16 protein-coding genes, 1 tRNA gene, 1 other RNA gene and 1 pseudogene are annotated in these 15,313 nt (G+C 67.4%); 9 read left to right on the top strand and 10 right to left on the bottom strand.

Features of this window, described 5'->3' with window-relative positions:
* On the bottom strand, positions 1 to 409 hold a 409-nt coding region (locus ACZZZQ_RS18160), incomplete at its 3' end, for a class I SAM-dependent methyltransferase (RefSeq protein WP_463508072.1).
* A gap of 245 nt (positions 410 to 654) precedes the next feature.
* Here ACZZZQ_RS18160 and hflX point away from each other — a divergent pair.
* Positions 655 to 1,989, top strand: coding sequence for a GTPase HflX (hflX, locus tag ACZZZQ_RS18155; protein ID WP_372983662.1), 1,335 nt, complete (start codon positions 655 to 657; stop codon positions 1,987 to 1,989).
* A gap of 24 nt (positions 1,990 to 2,013) precedes the next feature.
* On the opposite strand, the gene ACZZZQ_RS18150 is transcribed toward hflX, so the two are convergent.
* The gene (locus ACZZZQ_RS18150) at positions 2,014 to 2,685 is read right to left on the bottom strand and encodes an SIMPL domain-containing protein (RefSeq protein ID WP_295103582.1); all 672 of its coding nucleotides are present in this window, start codon (positions 2,683 to 2,685) and stop codon (positions 2,014 to 2,016) included.
* Positions 2,686 to 2,816: 131 nt separating this feature from the next.
* On the opposite strand from ACZZZQ_RS18150, the gene ssrA reads away from it, so the two are divergent.
* Positions 2,817 to 3,186, top strand: a transfer-messenger RNA (tmRNA) gene (gene ssrA, locus ACZZZQ_RS18145).
* Positions 3,187 to 3,291: 105 nt separating this feature from the next.
* Here the strand turns inward: ssrA and ACZZZQ_RS18140 are convergent.
* Together ACZZZQ_RS18140 and ACZZZQ_RS18135 are read right to left on the bottom strand one after the other, a co-directional pair.
* Positions 3,292 to 4,656: an excalibur calcium-binding domain-containing protein gene (locus ACZZZQ_RS18140; RefSeq protein ID WP_463508071.1), complete on the bottom strand. Its 1,365-nt coding sequence runs from the start codon at positions 4,654 to 4,656 to the stop codon at positions 3,292 to 3,294.
* A gap of 125 nt (positions 4,657 to 4,781) precedes the next feature.
* Positions 4,782 to 5,636, bottom strand: coding sequence for a transposase (locus ACZZZQ_RS18135; protein WP_463508070.1), 855 nt, complete (start codon positions 5,634 to 5,636; stop codon positions 4,782 to 4,784).
* 88 nt (positions 5,637 to 5,724) lie between these two features.
* Between ACZZZQ_RS18135 and ACZZZQ_RS18130 the strand changes: the two genes are divergently transcribed.
* Positions 5,725 to 6,039 (top strand): DUF7882 family protein, encoded by a 315-nt coding sequence (locus ACZZZQ_RS18130; protein ID WP_285362958.1) that lies wholly within the window; start codon positions 5,725 to 5,727, stop codon positions 6,037 to 6,039.
* 3 nt (positions 6,040 to 6,042) lie between these two features.
* Here the strand turns inward: ACZZZQ_RS18130 and ACZZZQ_RS18125 are convergent, their stop codons facing one another.
* Complete coding sequence (locus tag ACZZZQ_RS18125) at positions 6,043 to 6,606, bottom strand: hypothetical protein (RefSeq protein WP_320488081.1); 564 nt, start codon at positions 6,604 to 6,606, stop codon at positions 6,043 to 6,045.
* A 21-nt stretch (positions 6,607 to 6,627) separates the two neighbouring features.
* A complete protein-coding gene (locus ACZZZQ_RS18120) occupies positions 6,628 to 7,425 on the bottom strand; it encodes an inositol monophosphatase family protein (protein ID WP_463508069.1) in 798 nt (265 codons plus the stop codon).
* Positions 7,426 to 7,570: 145 nt separating this feature from the next.
* Here ACZZZQ_RS18120 and ACZZZQ_RS18115 point away from each other — a divergent pair.
* Positions 7,571 to 7,643: transfer RNA gene (locus ACZZZQ_RS18115), tRNA-Lys, on the top strand.
* Positions 7,644 to 7,753: 110 nt separating this feature from the next.
* On the top strand, positions 7,754 to 8,164 hold the full coding sequence (locus tag ACZZZQ_RS18110; protein WP_072591162.1) for a protease inhibitor I42 family protein: 411 nt from the start codon (positions 7,754 to 7,756) through the stop codon (positions 8,162 to 8,164).
* A 99-nt stretch (positions 8,165 to 8,263) separates the two neighbouring features.
* On the opposite strand, the gene ACZZZQ_RS18105 is transcribed toward ACZZZQ_RS18110, so the two are convergent.
* Genes ACZZZQ_RS18105 through ACZZZQ_RS18095 form a run of 3 tightly spaced genes read right to left on the bottom strand, consistent with a single transcriptional unit; the run spans position 8,264 to position 10,749 of the window.
* A complete protein-coding gene (locus ACZZZQ_RS18105) occupies positions 8,264 to 9,490 on the bottom strand; it encodes an MFS transporter (RefSeq protein WP_056278628.1) in 1,227 nt (408 codons plus the stop codon).
* Complete coding sequence (locus ACZZZQ_RS18100) at positions 9,487 to 9,924, bottom strand: MarR family winged helix-turn-helix transcriptional regulator (RefSeq protein ID WP_230100565.1); 438 nt, start codon at positions 9,922 to 9,924, stop codon at positions 9,487 to 9,489. The genes ACZZZQ_RS18105 and ACZZZQ_RS18100 overlap by 4 nt, the downstream gene beginning before the upstream one ends.
* Positions 9,925 to 9,963: 39 nt before the next feature.
* Positions 9,964 to 10,749, bottom strand: a complete 786-nt coding sequence (locus ACZZZQ_RS18095; protein WP_053095854.1) for an IclR family transcriptional regulator — start codon at positions 10,747 to 10,749, stop codon at positions 9,964 to 9,966.
* A 106-nt stretch (positions 10,750 to 10,855) separates the two neighbouring features.
* Here ACZZZQ_RS18095 and ACZZZQ_RS18090 point away from each other — a divergent pair.
* The 3 genes and pseudogenes from ACZZZQ_RS18090 to ACZZZQ_RS18080 all read left to right on the top strand — a co-directional run bounded on the left by ACZZZQ_RS18090 (position 10,856) and on the right by ACZZZQ_RS18080 (position 13,506).
* A pseudogene (locus tag ACZZZQ_RS18090) lies at positions 10,856 to 11,628 on the top strand (CoA transferase subunit A).
* A gap of 1 nt (position 11,629) precedes the next feature.
* Positions 11,630 to 12,280, top strand: coding sequence for a CoA transferase subunit B (locus ACZZZQ_RS18085; RefSeq protein ID WP_463508068.1), 651 nt, complete (start codon positions 11,630 to 11,632; stop codon positions 12,278 to 12,280).
* A 23-nt stretch (positions 12,281 to 12,303) separates the two neighbouring features.
* Complete coding sequence (locus ACZZZQ_RS18080; protein ID WP_463508067.1) at positions 12,304 to 13,506, top strand: acetyl-CoA C-acetyltransferase; 1,203 nt, start codon at positions 12,304 to 12,306, stop codon at positions 13,504 to 13,506.
* A 3-nt stretch (positions 13,507 to 13,509) separates the two neighbouring features.
* Here ACZZZQ_RS18080 and ACZZZQ_RS18075 read toward each other — a convergent pair whose 3' ends face one another.
* Positions 13,510 to 13,791, bottom strand: a complete 282-nt coding sequence (locus ACZZZQ_RS18075; RefSeq protein ID WP_053095855.1) for a hypothetical protein — start codon at positions 13,789 to 13,791, stop codon at positions 13,510 to 13,512.
* Positions 13,792 to 14,028: 237 nt separating this feature from the next.
* On the opposite strand from ACZZZQ_RS18075, the gene ACZZZQ_RS18070 reads away from it, so the two are divergent.
* Entirely contained in the window at positions 14,029 to 15,300 is a 1,272-nt protein-coding gene (locus ACZZZQ_RS18070) for an MFS transporter (protein ID WP_072591164.1), read from the top strand.
* Positions 15,301 to 15,313: the final 13 nt, after the last annotated feature.

Genomic DNA, 15,313 nt, shown 5'->3' with positions numbered 1-15,313 from the left:
CGACGCGGATCGGAGGATTCGAGCGGATCGAGCGGAAAGTCACGTCAGCGGGAACATCCTCGGGCAGTGAGGCGTTGACATTCTTGAGACCATGAGCCGCGGCGTTGCGACGCACGAGATCCAGAGCCCGCTCGTTCACATCGACCGCCCATACGGTCGCATGGGGCGCGGCCAATGCCATCGACAGCGTGACCGGTCCCCACCCGCTTCCGAGGTCGAGAAGATGGCCTCCCGGCGGAACCGGAGGCGTGTTTGCGAGAAGGACGGCAGTACCGGCATCCAGCCGATCCGGGCTGAAGACGCCGCCAGCAGTGGTGACGTCCAGCTCTCGGCCTGCGAGCGTCACACGGATCGATCGCAGGTTCTCGGGGCTTGCCGGGGCCGCGGTGAAGTAATGGTCGGACCCCATACCGTGAGCGTAGCGGACAGCGCGGGCTAAGGTTAAGGCTCGCAACAAAACCCAGAGATAAGGGACGGATGACGGAGACCAGCACACACTCCACAGGTGACGAAGCAGTCGATCGCGTTCTCGCGAATGCGGAGAAGCGGACGGAGGCACGAGTCTTCGGCGCCGCTCAGGCGCTGCAGGACCAGTCCACCGCGTCACACGCGTTCTCGGACGGCGACCAGTGGGACCTCGAGGATCGTCATGCGCTGCGGCGCGTCGGCGGTCTCTCCACAGAACTCGAAGACGTCACGGAGGTCGAGTACCGCCAGCTCCGGCTCGAGAACGTGGTGCTGGTCGGCGTGTATCCGCAGGGCGCTCAGGAAGACGCGGAGAACTCGCTCCGCGAACTCGCAGCCCTCGCGGAGACCGCAGGAGCCGTCGTCCTCGATGGCGTTCTGCAGAGGCGGCCGCACCCGGACGCCGCGACCTACATCGGGCGCGGCAAGGCGCAGGAGCTGAAGGACATCGTGGCGGCCACGGGCGCGGACACCGTGATCGCCGACACGGAACTCGCCCCCAGCCAGCGACGAGCTCTCGAGGACGTGGTCAAGGTCAAGGTCATCGACCGCACCACCGTCATCCTCGATATCTTCAGCCAGCACGCCAAGAGCCGTGAGGGCAAAGCCCAGGTCGAACTCGCGCAGCTCGAGTACCTCCTGCCGCGCCTGCGCGGCTGGGGTGACTCGATGAGCCGTCAGGCGGGTGGCCAGGTCGGTGCCGGTGGTGCCGGAATGGGCTCCCGTGGCCCCGGTGAGACGAAGATCGAGCTCGACCGTCGCCGCATCCGCACCAAGATGGCGCTCCTTCGTCGGCAGATCCGTGACTTCGGCCCGGCGCGAGAGGCCAAGCGTGCCGAGCGCAAGCGCAACACGATTCCTTCCGTGGCCATCGCCGGATACACCAACGCCGGCAAGTCGAGCCTTCTCAACGCTCTCACGAGCGCAGGGGTGCTCGTGGAGAACGCACTGTTCGCGACGCTGGATGCGACGGTCCGCCGCTCGGAGACGTCGGACGGGCGTGTGTACACGCTGACGGACACCGTCGGCTTCGTGCGCAACCTTCCGCACCAGCTCGTCGAGGCTTTCCGATCCACGTTGGAAGAGGTCGGCGACGCCGACGTCGTGCTGCACGTCGTTGACGGATCTCACCCCGACCCCGCCGGCCAACTGCAGACCGTGCGGGACGTCATGGGCGACGTCGGTGTGCGTGATATGCCCGAGCTCGTGGTGTTCAACAAGGCCGATCTGATCGACGACGACGAGCGTCTCGTACTGCGAGGCCTCGAGCCCACGGCGCATTTCGTCTCATCCCGGTCGGGCGAGGGCATCGAAGAGCTTCGAGCGGCGATCGAAGAGGCGCTTCCGAAGCCGGCCGTGGAGGTGCACGCGGTCGTTCCCTATGACAGGGGTGATCTGGTCGCGGCGATCCACGAGACCGGGATGCTGCTGGCGGTGGACCACAGCGAGCAGGGCACAGTCGTGCACGCGCGTGTGTCGGAGCGACTCGCCGCCGATCTGGCGCCGTTCGCGATCGACGCCTGACCGCTTTGCGGTGCGGGGCGCGGTTCAGCGCGCGACGAATCGCGCCTCGACCGTTGCGGAGATGACGATCTCGTCGGGTTCGTAGTCCATTGACGGCCCGCCCACGTCCTGGGACTCCTGCATCATCGTCCCGCGCATCTTGGGCATGCCCGCGAGCGGCTGAACGGGTGCGGGGGCGATCAGCCCGACATCGGCGATCTCGACGGGAACGACAGAACCGAGTCCGAGCGCTGTGGCGTATGCCTGCGCGCGAGTCACGGCCGCTCCGACGGCCTGCGCCGCGACCTCCCGTTCGACCCGGGACCTCGTCTCGGCGGTGAGGTGCCAGTCGACCCAGCCGACCTCGACACCGTCCCATGCCGAGACCTCGGACACCCAGAGCGAGAGCGCCGAGGCCTCGGCGAACGTCGCAGTCAGATCCACGCCGGCGTAGTGAACGGGCGCGAGCTGCGTGCCCTCCGAGTTCCACGGGCGCTCGGCGCGCACGGACAACCGCTTGCTGGACCAGTCGACGACGATGCCCGTGTCCAGCCGCGCGGTGATGCTCTCGCGCACCGGCTCGGTGAGATGCATCACGCTATCGACCACTCCTGCGCGGTCGGCGCCGTCTGCGCGGACACTGACGTGGATGGTGGCGCGCTCGGGCGCAACTCGCGCCTCGTGCTCGCCGCGGACGGTGACGGTGACTTCGCTCATGTCGTGACTCTACGCCAGGGCATGGAATGGCGAAGGCCTCGCGAACGTTGTAGTCTGTGAGGCTCGGGGACTCCGGTTCCCGGGATGATAAGTACACAGAGTGACAGCGGCTCCTTCGAGAGAAGGACCACGGGGCTGATCGGTTTCGACAGCGCCTGTGAATCCACGAGAAGCGGGCCGAGGATGCAGAGTTATCTCGTAAACGCTCTCTGCAAAAAAATAGTTGCCGAAACCAAGCGCAACGACTTCGCCCTCGCTGCATAAGCGAGCCCGATAGTCCGTCAGGCCGTATGTGATTCCGATACGGATCCTGGCGTCATTTAGGAATCTTGCTGCGTGATGGCGTCTGGACGTCACGTGGGACTCTTCCCAGGCTGGGCTCGTCGACTTAGGTGTCTGTGACAAAGGTCGGAGCCGAGCAGAACGTCTTCACAGACTGCGCCCGGAGAAGGCGTGGAGACTCAGCGTTGGACGGGGGTTCGATTCCCCCCAGCTCCACCACGTCGCTGTCACAAGCAAGAAGGCCCGCCTCCCTGGTGAAGATCACGAAGGGAGGCGGGTCTTTTTTGTGTGCGTGATCGGGAATCGACGCGGCTCAGGCTCGGCCTACGGCGCGCCAGGCAGGGTCTCGCAGGGGATGCCGTCGTTGTCGACGTCGAGCTTTGCGACGTCGCCGTGGTAGGGGTAGAACCGGTCGAACCATTCCTTCGCTGCAGCGTAGTTCGCGAAGTCCGTGCAATTCCGCGTGTCCCCGGGGTTCCCCGGTTGCTGAGGCGGTTGAGGTTGCTGAGGCGGCTGAGGGACGGGGATGCCTGAGGACGGTACTCGGAAGTTGTCGCCTTCGTAGATCCACACCCGCCACCACTTGGCGAGGACTGCATCTCGTTCGGCCGCGTCCGCGGTGTAGAAGTGATGAGCCGCGGAGTTCGACCAGAACCGCGCGACGGGAACGGTGCCGGCCTGCGTGGAGTCGGCCGGGTAGACGTAGTACGCGATCCCTTCGTCTTTCCAGATGTTCGGCCACTTGGCGATGACAGCCGCGCGCTCGGCGGGGTCTGCGGTGTAGAAATGTCCCGAGTACGTGCTGCTCCAGAACCTGTAGAGCGGGATGGTTCCGGCGACCTGGGTCGTGAACGCGGTGTACCGCTGCCCCTCGTAGGTCCAGACATTCGGCCAACGGGCGATGATCTGATCGCGCTCCGTCGGGTCAGTGGTGAAGAAGTGCCCCTGGTAGACGGGGCTCCAGAACCGGTACACGCCGACGGGGTCTGGCATCGGCGGCGCGGAGGGCCGTCCGACGGTGGGCGTCGCCGGCATCCAGGCGTCCCACTGGGGGCCGCATTCTTGGAGGAGCGTCTGGATGGCACTCTTCTCGACGGGGTCGACGGACAGGTTCCACCGCCACTTCACCGCGACCCACTCGGAGGCATAGGTGCACCGCATCGGCCGGTATGGAGGCAACCACGATGCAGGATCCTTGTCGGCCTTCGCGGTGTTCACGGCGGCGGTGACCATGGTCAGGGTGCGCTGGTCGTCGAGGTCGTTGGAGTAGCTCGGTCGTTGCGCGTCGGTCCAGGCCCACGCGCCGGACGCCCACGCTTCCTTGAGCGCGACAAGGTGATCCATCTCGATCGCGGCGGGGTCGATGTGCGTGACGTTGTCGTAGTAGGAGAACCACTGACCTCCAGTGACGGTGCACGCGCCGGTGACGGTCGTCGGAATGTCCGACTCCTCGAGCAGCACCTCCTGACGGGTGCGGCATCCGTCCCCGTCGAGATCCGCGCCTTCGAAGAAGAGGTCGCGGTCGTACTTCACGGTGGACGGAGCCTCGACACGCAGCTGATCGAGGAGCGTGCCGACGGGTACCCTTTCCGTCGATGGCGGAGGCGCTGCCACCGCCGCTGACGGAGTGAGCGAGCCTGCGACGACCGCGGTCGCGACGAGAATGGCACTCAGGAACCGATTGCGCATGCCACTCCCTGTGAAATCGGCTCCGCCGTGGAGCCTCGCGCTCAGGATACACACAGAATACCGGTACGCTGTCGAGGCCGTTCGACGGCGCGTGCGTCCGCTGACACGTCCTCCCGCGTCGGTGGTCAGCCGGTGGTGAGTCGGTCGAGAGCGTCCTCTGCGGTGCGGAGATGCTCCTCCGACTCCCGCACTCGCTGCGCGAGCGATTCCTGTTCGGCCTCCGCCTCCTCGGCGTCTTCTCGCGCGCGCTTCGCTTCATGACGGACGTTCGCCAGGTCAGCTTCGAGTTCACGCTCACGGCGTGTGAGGGCTTCGATCCTCACCGCAGCATCGCGGAGTGCTCGGTCGGCCGTCGCCGCTTCGCGTGCCGCCGTGTCGTGAGCCTTCTGGGCTTCTCTGACGGCCCGTTCCGCGTCCCGTCGCTCTCTGCGTGACCGCACCTCGTCGACGGGTGTGGGCGAGATCGCGGGCGGTGCGGGTGCGCCTCCACCCACGAGGGTGTCGGCGATGTCGGCGAACGTGCCGGCCGGTTCCAGCTCGCGCACGAGCCTCGCCGAGGCGACGGCGGCGGCCGCAGTCGGATCGAAGAAGGCCGCGCTGATGGTCTGCTGAACCGCCTCTCTCGTCGAAGCCGTGACGCGCTGTCCGCGCGCTTCAGCGAGCGCAGCGGCATCTGCCGCGAGTCGGCTCGTGAGGGCGCGGCGGTCGCGACCGAGCTGCGCGAGCGCGCGAGCATCCAGGTCCGCCTGAGCTTCGCGGAGCTCTTCGGCGAGTTGAAGCGCTTCTCCGAGTTGCGCGGCGCGCTCGTGTGCGAAGACGTTGACCACCCAGGCGGCGACCGACGGCTTCTTCAGATCGCGAATCTGCGCGGCGAGGCCCGCGTCGTCGGCCTCGGCGGCGCGCGCGTTGCGTGCGCTCACGAACTCTGCAGGTGACCCCGTGTACAGCTCCACTGCGATGTCAGCGAGCGGGGAGTCCATGCGTGCGACGATACACCGCGCAGGACGAGCTCCTCCCTGCCACGTCAGATGCGCGTTCCGAGCCACCTGTGCCAGTATTCTGGTTCGCATGGCAACGCTGTTCTATGGCGCGTCGGACGTTCCGATCCACATCGAGGATCGAGCACTCGCGCATCTGAAGATCGTCATCGCGACCAAGCTCCGACGTCAGGAGAGCTTCACCCTGTCATGGCGTCATCCCGAGGGAGAGCCCGGCGGGCGATCCACCATCTGGATCCATCCGTCCATCCCGCTGCGCTTCACCTTCGACGAGCCGGAGCAGCCTCAGCTGAACCCGCGGTGGATCGACGATCTGATGCAGTCGGTGAACTCGACAGGCGGCATCCTCCTCGTTGACGAGGTGATCGATTCTCCGGTCGAGTGAGCGTCAGCCGGCCCACTCGATCAGGATGAGGCCCTGGCGCGTGTCCGCGAACTTCACCCAGCCGTCGCCGAACAGATACGTCATGCCGTAGCCGTCTTCGTCGGTGCCCATCGCGAACTGCGGGTTCTCGGTGATGTAGATGCCGTCGGGCCCGTCCTCGCGGGTCCAGCCCTCTCCGAGGAGGGAGGTCTGTGCAGCAGTGGCGTCTTCGGCGCTGATCGTCGACCACCCGTAGAGCTGACCGTGATCTGAGGCGACGCTGTAGTCGGCCCAGAAGCAGAGGAGCCCGTCGGCGAGCGTCACGCCACCCACCACGAACTCCTTCTCCTCGAAGGTCCACCCCTGATCGGTGAGTGCCTGCACGGTTCCGGCCGAGACGATCGTGTCGCAGGCTGGCTCCACCGCCGGGGAGGGTGTGGGAGTGGCTGCCGGCTCCGCAGTCGCCGTGGGGGAGGGCTTCGGCGAGTCGGGCGTGGGCGACGGCGCTCCCTCGGGCGTCGCTGCGCAGGAGACGAGCGCGACGGTGAGCAGGAGCGCACCGAGTGCGGCGGAGGTGAAGCGGTTCATCGCGCGTGCCTTCATCGGGGGTCAGTCGTGCAGAAGTGCGAGGAACGCGTCGTGGAGGATGCCGTTGGTGGCCAGCGCCGAAAGGTCGGAGATCGTCTCTGCGCCGTCGAAACCGGTCATCCGACCGCCCGCCTCGCGCACGATCGGGACTGCGGCCGCGACGTCGTACTCCTTGACGCCGAATTCCGCGACCATGTCGATCCGCCCCTCGGCCAGGAGCATGTAGGCGTAGATGTCTCCGTAGGCGCGGTCGCGCCATACCCGGTCGGCCAGCTTCAGCAGTTGGTCGAGGTGACCGGACTCGGCCCATTGGGTGATGCTCTGGAAGCTCACGCTCGCGCCATCGAGAGACGACACGGAGGATGCCGAGACGCGGCGCGGTTCGGCATCCGTCGCCGTCCATGCCCCTGACCCTGACGCCGCCCACCAGCGGCGTCCGATCGCGGGCATGCTGACCACTCCGACCTGCGGTACGCCGTCGACCGCGAGGGCGATCATCGTGCCCCACAGCGGCACTCCGCGGAGGAAGTTCGCGGTGCCGTCGATGGGATCGATGATCCACTGCCGATGGGTGCTGCCCTCGGCGCCGAACTCCTCGCCGAAGATGCCGTCGTCGGGCCGTTCGGTCGACAGGATGGCGCGGATCGCCCGTTCGGTGGCGAGGTCCGCATCGGTGACATGCGAATTGTCCGCTTTGGTCGAGATCTCCAGGTCGGAGCTGTCGAACCGGGGGAGCGACTGCGCATCTGCGGCGTCGGCGAGTCGAAGGGCGAGTGCGAGGTCGCGAGAGAAGTCGTCGACGCGGGGGGAGGCGGTCACATCTCCAGGATAACCGCCCCGCCCCGGGACCCGACGGCTCTTGACACGGGGCGACACGCGCGGCGAACACGTGGTACCCGACTCGATTTCGCACCGCGGCGATCGGCTGGTAATGTAATTCCTCGGCCGGGGAATACCGCGCCACGCACCTCTAGCTCAATCGGCAGAGCAACTGACTCTTAATCAGTGGGTTCTCGGTTCAAGTCCGAGGGGGTGCACGGATCAGCCTCGATGACTCTCGCCAGTCATCGGGGCTTTTCTGCGTCGCGGTGATGCCGCCGACATCGCTTTCCGTGCGCTAGTTTGATGCAAACGCTAAGGGGTGGCGATGCGCGCACGGGTGAAGAGATTCGCAGTCGGAGCGATCGTGGCCGTCTGCAGTCTTCCGCTCACCGCATGCTCGGCTGGGCTCGAGACGAGCATCGCCTATACGGCCTCTTCGGTGACGCTGGCCCCGGATGAGGCGCTCGTGGTCGACTTCGGTGACATCAATCCCACCGTCGGTGAGGAGTGGGTGCTGACGCGGGAGCCCGATCCGGCGGTTCTGGGACCGGGCGACGAGCGGTCGCGGTACCTGGGCGAGGAGGGTGAGACCGGAGCGCCGAGCGCGCTCACCTACCGCTTCGCGCCCGTGGGTGAGGGAACCACCGTGATCCAGTTCGAGTACCGATTCCGCGGCGCCGTTCCCGAGGACCTCGACGACCAGAAGACCGCGGAGATCACGGTCACCGTCAAGTAGGTGGATCAGGCGACTGCGATGACAGCGCCGCCGGTGGGTCTGCTGCGCTCTGAGAGCTCGCTCATCGCCCCACGGCATCGAACGCAGCAGGCTGGCGTGTCACCCGGCGTCGCCGAGCAGGATGGCCTGCGCGTCCTCGATCGCGGCGTCGTCGGGCTCGTCGTCGATGTGCGCGAGGATCTTCCTGCCGCAGAAGATCGTCGCCGCTGCGATGAGCACGGCGAGAGCGGCGACCAGATACGGGATCGTCGCGTTGAACGCGTGCCAGAGAGCCGCTGCGAGGGGCGGCGCGATGGCTCCGCCGAGGAACCTCACCGACGAGTACGCCGACGATGCGACCGAGCGGGGCAGGTCCGTGGCCTCCATCACCGCTTCGGTGAGCACGGTGTTCATCACACCCAGCAGCAGTCCGCCGATGACGATGCACACGACCAGCGCAGTGGCGGATTCGACCAGCAGGCCGGCGATGATCAGATCCACGGCGAGAAGCGGCAGGACGGTGAGGATCACGCTCGTGCGGGACATCCGGCGCATGAGCAGGGGAGCCACCCAGACGCTCGTGATGGCGAGGGCGAGGCCCCAGCCGAAGAACGTGAAGCCGATCCCCATGGCCCCGAAGCCCAGAGGGAACGGCGAGAACGCGAGCAGGATGAAGAAGCCGATGTTGTAGAAGAAGGCCGCGATCGCGAGAATCGCGAGTGCAGGACGACCCAGGGCCCTGAAGGGTGCCGAGAACGGGATGGGCGCGCGCTTGTCCTCGGGTCCGCGCAGAAGCACGAGCACGGCGAGGAAGGCGATCGCCATGAGCACCACCACTCCGAAGAACGGTGCACGCCAGCTCTGCTCGCCCAGCAGGCCGCCCAGAAGCGGGCCGATGGCGATACCGAGCCCGAGGGCTGCCTCGTAGAGGACGATCGCAGCTGAGCTGCCCCCCGATGCCGCGCCAACGATCGTCGCGAGAGCGGTGGAGATGAACAGCGCGTTGCCCAGACCCCATCCTGCGCGGAAGCCGATGACCGCGTCGACGCTGCCGCTGAGCGCGCAGAGCAGGGCGAACACCACGATGAGCGCCAGCCCGATCAGAAGCGTCTTCTTGGCGCCGATGCGGCTCGAGATCCAGCTGGTCACGAGCATCGCGAGACCGGTGACCGCGAGATAGCTCGTGAACAGGAGCTCCGTCTCGAACGGGGTCGCCTGCAGGGATTCCGCGATCGCGGGGAGGATGGGATCCACGAGGCCGATGCCCATGAATGCGACGACGCACGCGAAGGCGACGGCCCAGACCTGGGCTGGTTGCTTCCACACTGAGGTGGCGGGGGTGTTCACGCTGCTGCTCCTGTCGAGTCGGTGGTGGTGTGCGCCGCGAGGATCTCGGCGGCGCGCGTCAGGATGCTCCATTCGTCGCCGTCGAGGTCGGCGAAGCGAGGGGCGAGCGTGTCACGGAACTCTTCGCGCCATGACTGCAGCGCGCGGGACCCGGCCACGGTGATGGCGACGGCGGTCGCGCGAGAGTCCTCGGCGACGGGGGAGCGAAGGACCAATCCCTCGCGCTCGAGATTCCCGATGAGCCGGGTCATCCCGGGCTGGGTCGTGCGTGCGGCTGCCGCGAGCTCTCCGACCCGCTTGGGCCCGGACTGCTCGAGCAGACTCAGCACCCGCCACTGCGCGGCAGGCGCATCATTGCCGGCGTCCTGTGCGGCGATCCGGCCGAGCGCATACCCGGAGAGCACGAGCGAGGGGATGACATCCTGACGATTCATACCAGAAAGTATATACCCCCTGGTATGTAAAAGTCGGGGTCAGCGCCGAGCCCCCGCGATCCGAGCCGAGAGCTGGTGCGCATGGGCGAGGAGCGTCCTGCCCAGCTCGCCGATCCGATCAGGGCCGAAGCGGAATCCCACGCCGGTCAGGCTCAAGGCCCATTCCGGTCGACCCGAGCGATCGAAGACCGCCGCGCCGAGACCCCAGCTGCCCTCCACGATCAGCCCCGGATTCACCGCATAGCCTCTCTCCTTCGTCTCGGCCAGCCGTGTTCGCAGAGGTGCGGCGCCGTGAGATCTGCCCCAGTTGGCCTCGAGCTCCGGATGACGCTCCAGATAGGCGTCCACATCGTGGTCAGGGAGGAATGCCAGGATGGCGAGCCCGGCGCTTGCCACGCCGAGCGGAAACCGCACGCCCTCGCTCAGCACGAATGACCGGATCGGGAAGGAGCCCTCCTCGCGGACGAGGCACACCGTCTCATCGGCACGGCGCACCGAGAGGAAGGCGCTCTCCTCGGTCTTGACCGCGAGCGAGCGGACGATATCACGCCCCAGGGCAGTCACGTCGTAACGGGCTGCGGCGACGGATCCCATGAGATAGAGCTCCGGCCCGGGCATCCAGCGAGTGGAGGACTCGTCGCGGTCGACCAGACCCTCGGCGCGAAGTGCGGAGAGCAGGCGATGCGCGGTCGAGCGGGACAACCCGGCGGACGCGGACAGCTCCTGGAGCGACGCACCGTCGTGGCCGCTGGAGGTCACGAGCCTCAAGAGCTTCGCGGCGCGCGCGATCGCCTGCGTTCCGGGAATCGAGGCGGAGGGTTCCATAATGTGGACGCTATTCGTTGATGTGTCCACATCGCAAGAGTGTTCTTCCCTCGAGGATGCCGGAGAGCGGATGCTGAAGGAACGAGCGTCATTCGAAGGAGCATGCGTGATCGACAAACAGTGGGCGAGCGCCGAAGAAGCGGTCGCAGACATCGAGGACGGTGCGTCTCTCGCCGTCGGAGGATTCGGGCTCTCCGGGAATCCGACTGCGCTCATCGACGCACTGCTCGCCCGGGGCACGAGCGGGCTCAGCATCGTCAGCAATAACTGCGGAGTGGACGACTGGGGGCTCGGCATCCTGCTCGCCGCTCGCCGGATCCGCAAGATGACCTCGTCCTACGTCGGGGAGAACAAGGAGTTCGAACGGCAGTTCCTCTCCGGCGAACTCGAGCTCGAGCTGACACCGCAGGGAACCCTCGCCGAGAAGCTCAGGGCGGGAGGGTCTGGGATCGCCGCATTCTTCACCCAGACCGGCGTCGGCACGCAGGTCGCCGAGGGGGGCTCCCGCGACGCTACAACCCCGACGGCAGCATCGCGGTGGCGTCTCCGGCGAAGGATGTTCGTACCTTCGACACCGCGGCAGGGCCGCGCGAGTATGTGCTCGAAGAGGCGATCACCACCGATTTCGCGCTGGTGCATGCGCTGGCGGGGGACAGGCACGGGAATCTGATCTTCAACAAGGCGGCGCGCAACTTCAACCCGCTCGCGGGGATGGCCGGACGAATCTGCATCGCGCAGGTGGAGCAGCTCGTCGAACCGGGGGAGCTGGATCCGGACCGCGTCCATCTGCCGGGTGTCTTCGTGCACCGCGTCGTCGAGGTCGGCACCGACATCCCGAAGCGCATCGAACGTCGAACCGTCACGCCGGAAGGAGTCTGACATGGCGCTCACACGCGATGAGATGGCCGCTCGCGCTGCCGCAGAACTGCGGGACGGCTCCTATGTCAACCTCGGCATCGGGCTGCCCACGCTCGTGCCGAACCACGTGCCCGAGGGGGTGACCGTCGTGCTGCAATCCGAGAACGGCATCCTCGGCGTCGGACCGTACCCGCACGAGGGCGCGGTGGATCCGGACCTGATCAACGCCGGCAAAGAGACCGTCACGGTGCTGGCCGGTGCCGCGTACTTCGACTCCGCGACGAGTTTCGGCATGATCAGAGGCGGCAAGATCGACGCGGCGATCCTCGGCGCCATGCAGGTGTCCGCCGCCGGAGACCTCGCGAACTGGATGATCCCGGGCAAGATGGTGAAGGGACCCGGCGGCGCGATGGATCTCGTGCATGGTGCCGCGCGCGTCATCGTGCTGATGGAGCACACCGCGAAGGACGGATCGGCGAAGATCGTGCACGACTGCTCGCTTCCGCTCACAGGCCGCGGGGTCGTCGATCGCATCATCACCGACCTGGCGGTGATCGACGTGACACCGGACGGTCTCTCGCTCGTCGAGCTCGCACCCGGCGTGACGGTGGAGCAGGTCGTGGCGGCGACGGAGCCGACACTCACGGTCCCCGAAGAACTGCACGACCGATGAACGCACAGAACGGAGAGGCGGAGATGAACGCCCCAGACCACTCGAGCGACGCGGACGTCGTGATCGTCGCCGCGGCACGCACTCCCCAGGGCCGCCTCAAGGGACAGCTGGCGAGCTTCAGCGCGCCGGAGCTCGGCGCATTCGCGATCCGAGGTGCCCTGGAACAGGGGTCGATCGATCCCTCGGACGTGGACGCCGTGATCATCGGCCAGGTCCTCGCGGCCGGCTCGGGACAGAACGCAGCGAGACAGGCGGCGATCGGAGCCGGTATCGGCTGGGACGTTCCCGCCCATTCCGTGAACAAGGTGTGCCTCTCAGGTCTCACGGCGATCATCGACGCGGCTCGGATGATCCGGACGGGAGACGCGGCGGTCGTCGTCGCGGCGGGCATGGAATCCATGACCAGGGCTCCGCACCTGCTCATGGGGTCGCGGGACGGATGGACGTACGGCAGCGTGGAGGTGCTCGATCACATGGCCCACGACGGCCTCACCGACGCGCACGACAAAGAGAGCATGGGCGCGTCCACCGAGCGCCACAACGCCCGCTACGAGCTGACGCGCGGGGCTCAGGATCAGGTGGCGGCGCTGTCGCATCAGCGTGCTTCGGCGGCTCAGGCCGCCGGCGTCTTCGACGATGAGATCGTGTCCGTCGCCGTTCCCCAGCGGCGGGGGGAGCCGACGCTCGTCACCGCCGATGAGGGCATCAGGCCCGACACGACCGTCGAGTCTCTCGCGGGCCTTCGGGCGGCGTTCGCCGAGGGCGGCTCGATCACGGCCGGCAATTCGTCTCAGATCTCCGACGGAGCGTCGGCGGTCGTCGTGACGACCCGCGCCACGGCGGCGACCAGAGGCTGGCCGGTGCTCGTCACCGTCGGCGCCAGCGGGCAGACCGCAGGGCCGGACAACTCGCTGCAGGCGCAGCCCGCGCGGGCCATCGAACGCGCGTGCGAGAAGCAGGGCATCACGGCCGCAGACCTCGATGTCGTCGAGATCAACGAGGCCTTCGGAGCGGTCGTCGCCCGATCGCAGCTCGAACTCGGGCTCTCCAGCGACATCGTGAACGTCCACGGCGGCGGCATCGCGATCGGTCATCCGATCGGCGCGTCAGGCACACGTCTGGTCGTCCACATGGCACACGAACTCGCTCGCAGAGGAAGCGGCGTCGCGGCTGTGGGGCTATGCGGAGGAGGCGGTCAGGGCGAGGCGCTGATCCTCACCCGCTGAGACTCAGCGCTTGATCGGCTTGACGCCCTCGGAGCGCTGCTTCTTGGCTTCCTTCTCGCGCTCCTTCTGCTGCTTGGCATAGACCGGCGAATCGGGCGACACGGGGCGACCCTGCTTCGCGCGGCGGGTGTCGATGACAGCGCCGATCGACAGCGCGAGCGTGATTCCCCAGCTCACCCACGCGAGGGCGGAGCGCCAGGTGATCTTGGTGTCGCGGGATCCGCGGAGCAGAGTGACGCCCGTCATGATCGCGCCGACGATTCCGGTGCCCGAGAGGTAGTTCATGACTTCACGCTACCTGTCGACGGCTGCGTCGCGCCCCGCCTTGACAACTCGGCGGGGAATCTGTCAGAGCCGTTCGCCGATGAGGCGGCCCGGGAACCCAGGCGTCGTCCCGCCGACCGCGCTACCATGGAAGGGTCGCGGCTGGTCCGCGGCCGCAATCCGTGTATCTACCGGCCGCCGGCTTCCCGGCGGACAGCGGCGGCACCCGACCCCGCGTCCGTGGACGCGCGAGAGCCCATGACACACGCAACTCCCATTCCCGAGCACCCTGCCCCGATCCCCGCGGCTGAGGAGCGAGGACTGCTCCGCATCGCGGGGCTCCCGTATTTCATCATCGCGTTCATCGCCCGGCTTCCGTTCGCGATGATGGTCGTCGGAGTGCTCACGGTCGTCGTCTCGGCGCGCGGTTCGCTCTCGCTCGGCGGACTCACCTCCGCGGCCGTCGGACTCGGCACAGCATGCTTCGGGCCTCTGCTCGGCGCCGCCGCCGATCGGTTCGGACAGCGCATGGTGCTGCTGATCCTGGCGATCGCCAACGGGGCGATGCTGGTGCTCTTCACCGTCGTCGTCTACACGGGGGGAGCGGACGCGCTGGTGCTGATATCCGCGTTCGGCATCGGCGCCACCGCTCCGCAGGTCGCTCCGATGTCTCGATCCAGACTCGTGACGATGATCGCCGATCGGATGCCTGAGGCGGCGCGCACGCGCACCGTCTCGGGGACCATGGCGTATGAGTCCGCCGCCGATGAGACCGTGTTCGTGTTCGGCCCGTTCATCGTCGGCATCCTCGCCTCCGCCATCGCGCCGTGGGCCCCGCTCATCGGTGCGGCGGTGCTCACGGTCGTGTTCGTGGGCGCGTTCGCCCTGCATCCGAGCGCGCGTGTCGTCTCGGTGCACCGAGGCGAGGACGGGCGGGCGCCGTCGGCCGTGACCGAGCTCTTCAGCCCGCGTCTGCTGATCGTCGTCGTCGGCATCCTCGGCGTCGGCATGTTCTTCGGCACGATGCTCACATCGCTCACCTCCTTCATGGCGGATCGCGGCGCCGCAGAACAGGCAGGGCTCCTCTACGGCGTGATGGGCGTCGGGTCGGCGATTCTCGCGCTCGGCGTCGCGTGGCTCCCGGTGCGGTTCTCGCTCCGCGCGCGCTGGCTGCTGTTCGCCGGCATCCTGCTCGGCGGAAGCCTGCTGCTCCTCCTCGTCGACTCGCCGGCGACCATGATGATCGCTCTCGGGATCATGGGGATCGGCATCGGCCCGACCCTCGTCACGCAGTACAGCTTCGGGGCTGCGCGCAGCCCTCTGGGGCGCTCGGCGACCGTGATGACGATGCTCGGCTCGGGGATCGTCGTCGGCCAGTCCCTCGGCGCGGCCGTGGCGGGAGAGCTCGCCGAGAGCGCGGGAACGACCAGCGCTCTCGTGCTGCCGATCATCTCTGCGGCGATAGCCTTCGTCGCCGGGCTTGTCAACTGGTGGCTGAGCGGCACCCGACCTCGCGTAGCCTCGGTCTGAGCTTCTGTAGCCT

It is taken from the genome of Microbacterium sp. AC132 (assembly GCF_979258525.1).
The sequence above is the reverse complement of the archived record's forward strand: the minus strand, read 5'-3'. Positions and strand labels throughout refer to the sequence as shown.

Bases quoted from the DNA above. Each gene is read 5' to 3' on its own strand.
- ACZZZQ_RS18150 (WP_295103582.1), bottom strand. From the start codon at position 2,685: ATGAGCGAAGTCACCGTCACCGTCCGCGGCGAGCACGAGGCGCGAGTT.
- ACZZZQ_RS18140 (WP_463508071.1), bottom strand. From the start codon at position 4,656: ATGCGCAATCGGTTCCTGAGTGCCATTCTCGTCGCGACCGCGGTCGTC.
- ACZZZQ_RS18135 (WP_463508070.1), bottom strand. From the start codon at position 5,636: ATGGACTCCCCGCTCGCTGACATCGCAGTGGAGCTGTACACGGGGTCA.
- ACZZZQ_RS18130 (WP_285362958.1), top strand. From the start codon at position 5,725: ATGGCAACGCTGTTCTATGGCGCGTCGGACGTTCCGATCCACATCGAG.
- ACZZZQ_RS18125 (WP_320488081.1), bottom strand. From the start codon at position 6,606: ATGAACCGCTTCACCTCCGCCGCACTCGGTGCGCTCCTGCTCACCGTC.
- ACZZZQ_RS18110 (WP_072591162.1), top strand. From the start codon at position 7,754: ATGCGCGCACGGGTGAAGAGATTCGCAGTCGGAGCGATCGTGGCCGTC.
- ACZZZQ_RS18100 (WP_230100565.1), bottom strand. From the start codon at position 9,924: ATGAATCGTCAGGATGTCATCCCCTCGCTCGTGCTCTCCGGGTATGCG.
- ACZZZQ_RS18095 (WP_053095854.1), bottom strand. From the start codon at position 10,749: ATGGAACCCTCCGCCTCGATTCCCGGAACGCAGGCGATCGCGCGCGCC.
- ACZZZQ_RS18085 (WP_463508068.1), top strand. From the start codon at position 11,630: ATGGCGCTCACACGCGATGAGATGGCCGCTCGCGCTGCCGCAGAACTG.
- ACZZZQ_RS18080 (WP_463508067.1), top strand. From the start codon at position 12,304: ATGAACGCCCCAGACCACTCGAGCGACGCGGACGTCGTGATCGTCGCC.
- ACZZZQ_RS18075 (WP_053095855.1), bottom strand. From the start codon at position 13,791: ATGAACTACCTCTCGGGCACCGGAATCGTCGGCGCGATCATGACGGGC.
- ACZZZQ_RS18070 (WP_072591164.1), top strand. From the start codon at position 14,029: ATGACACACGCAACTCCCATTCCCGAGCACCCTGCCCCGATCCCCGCG.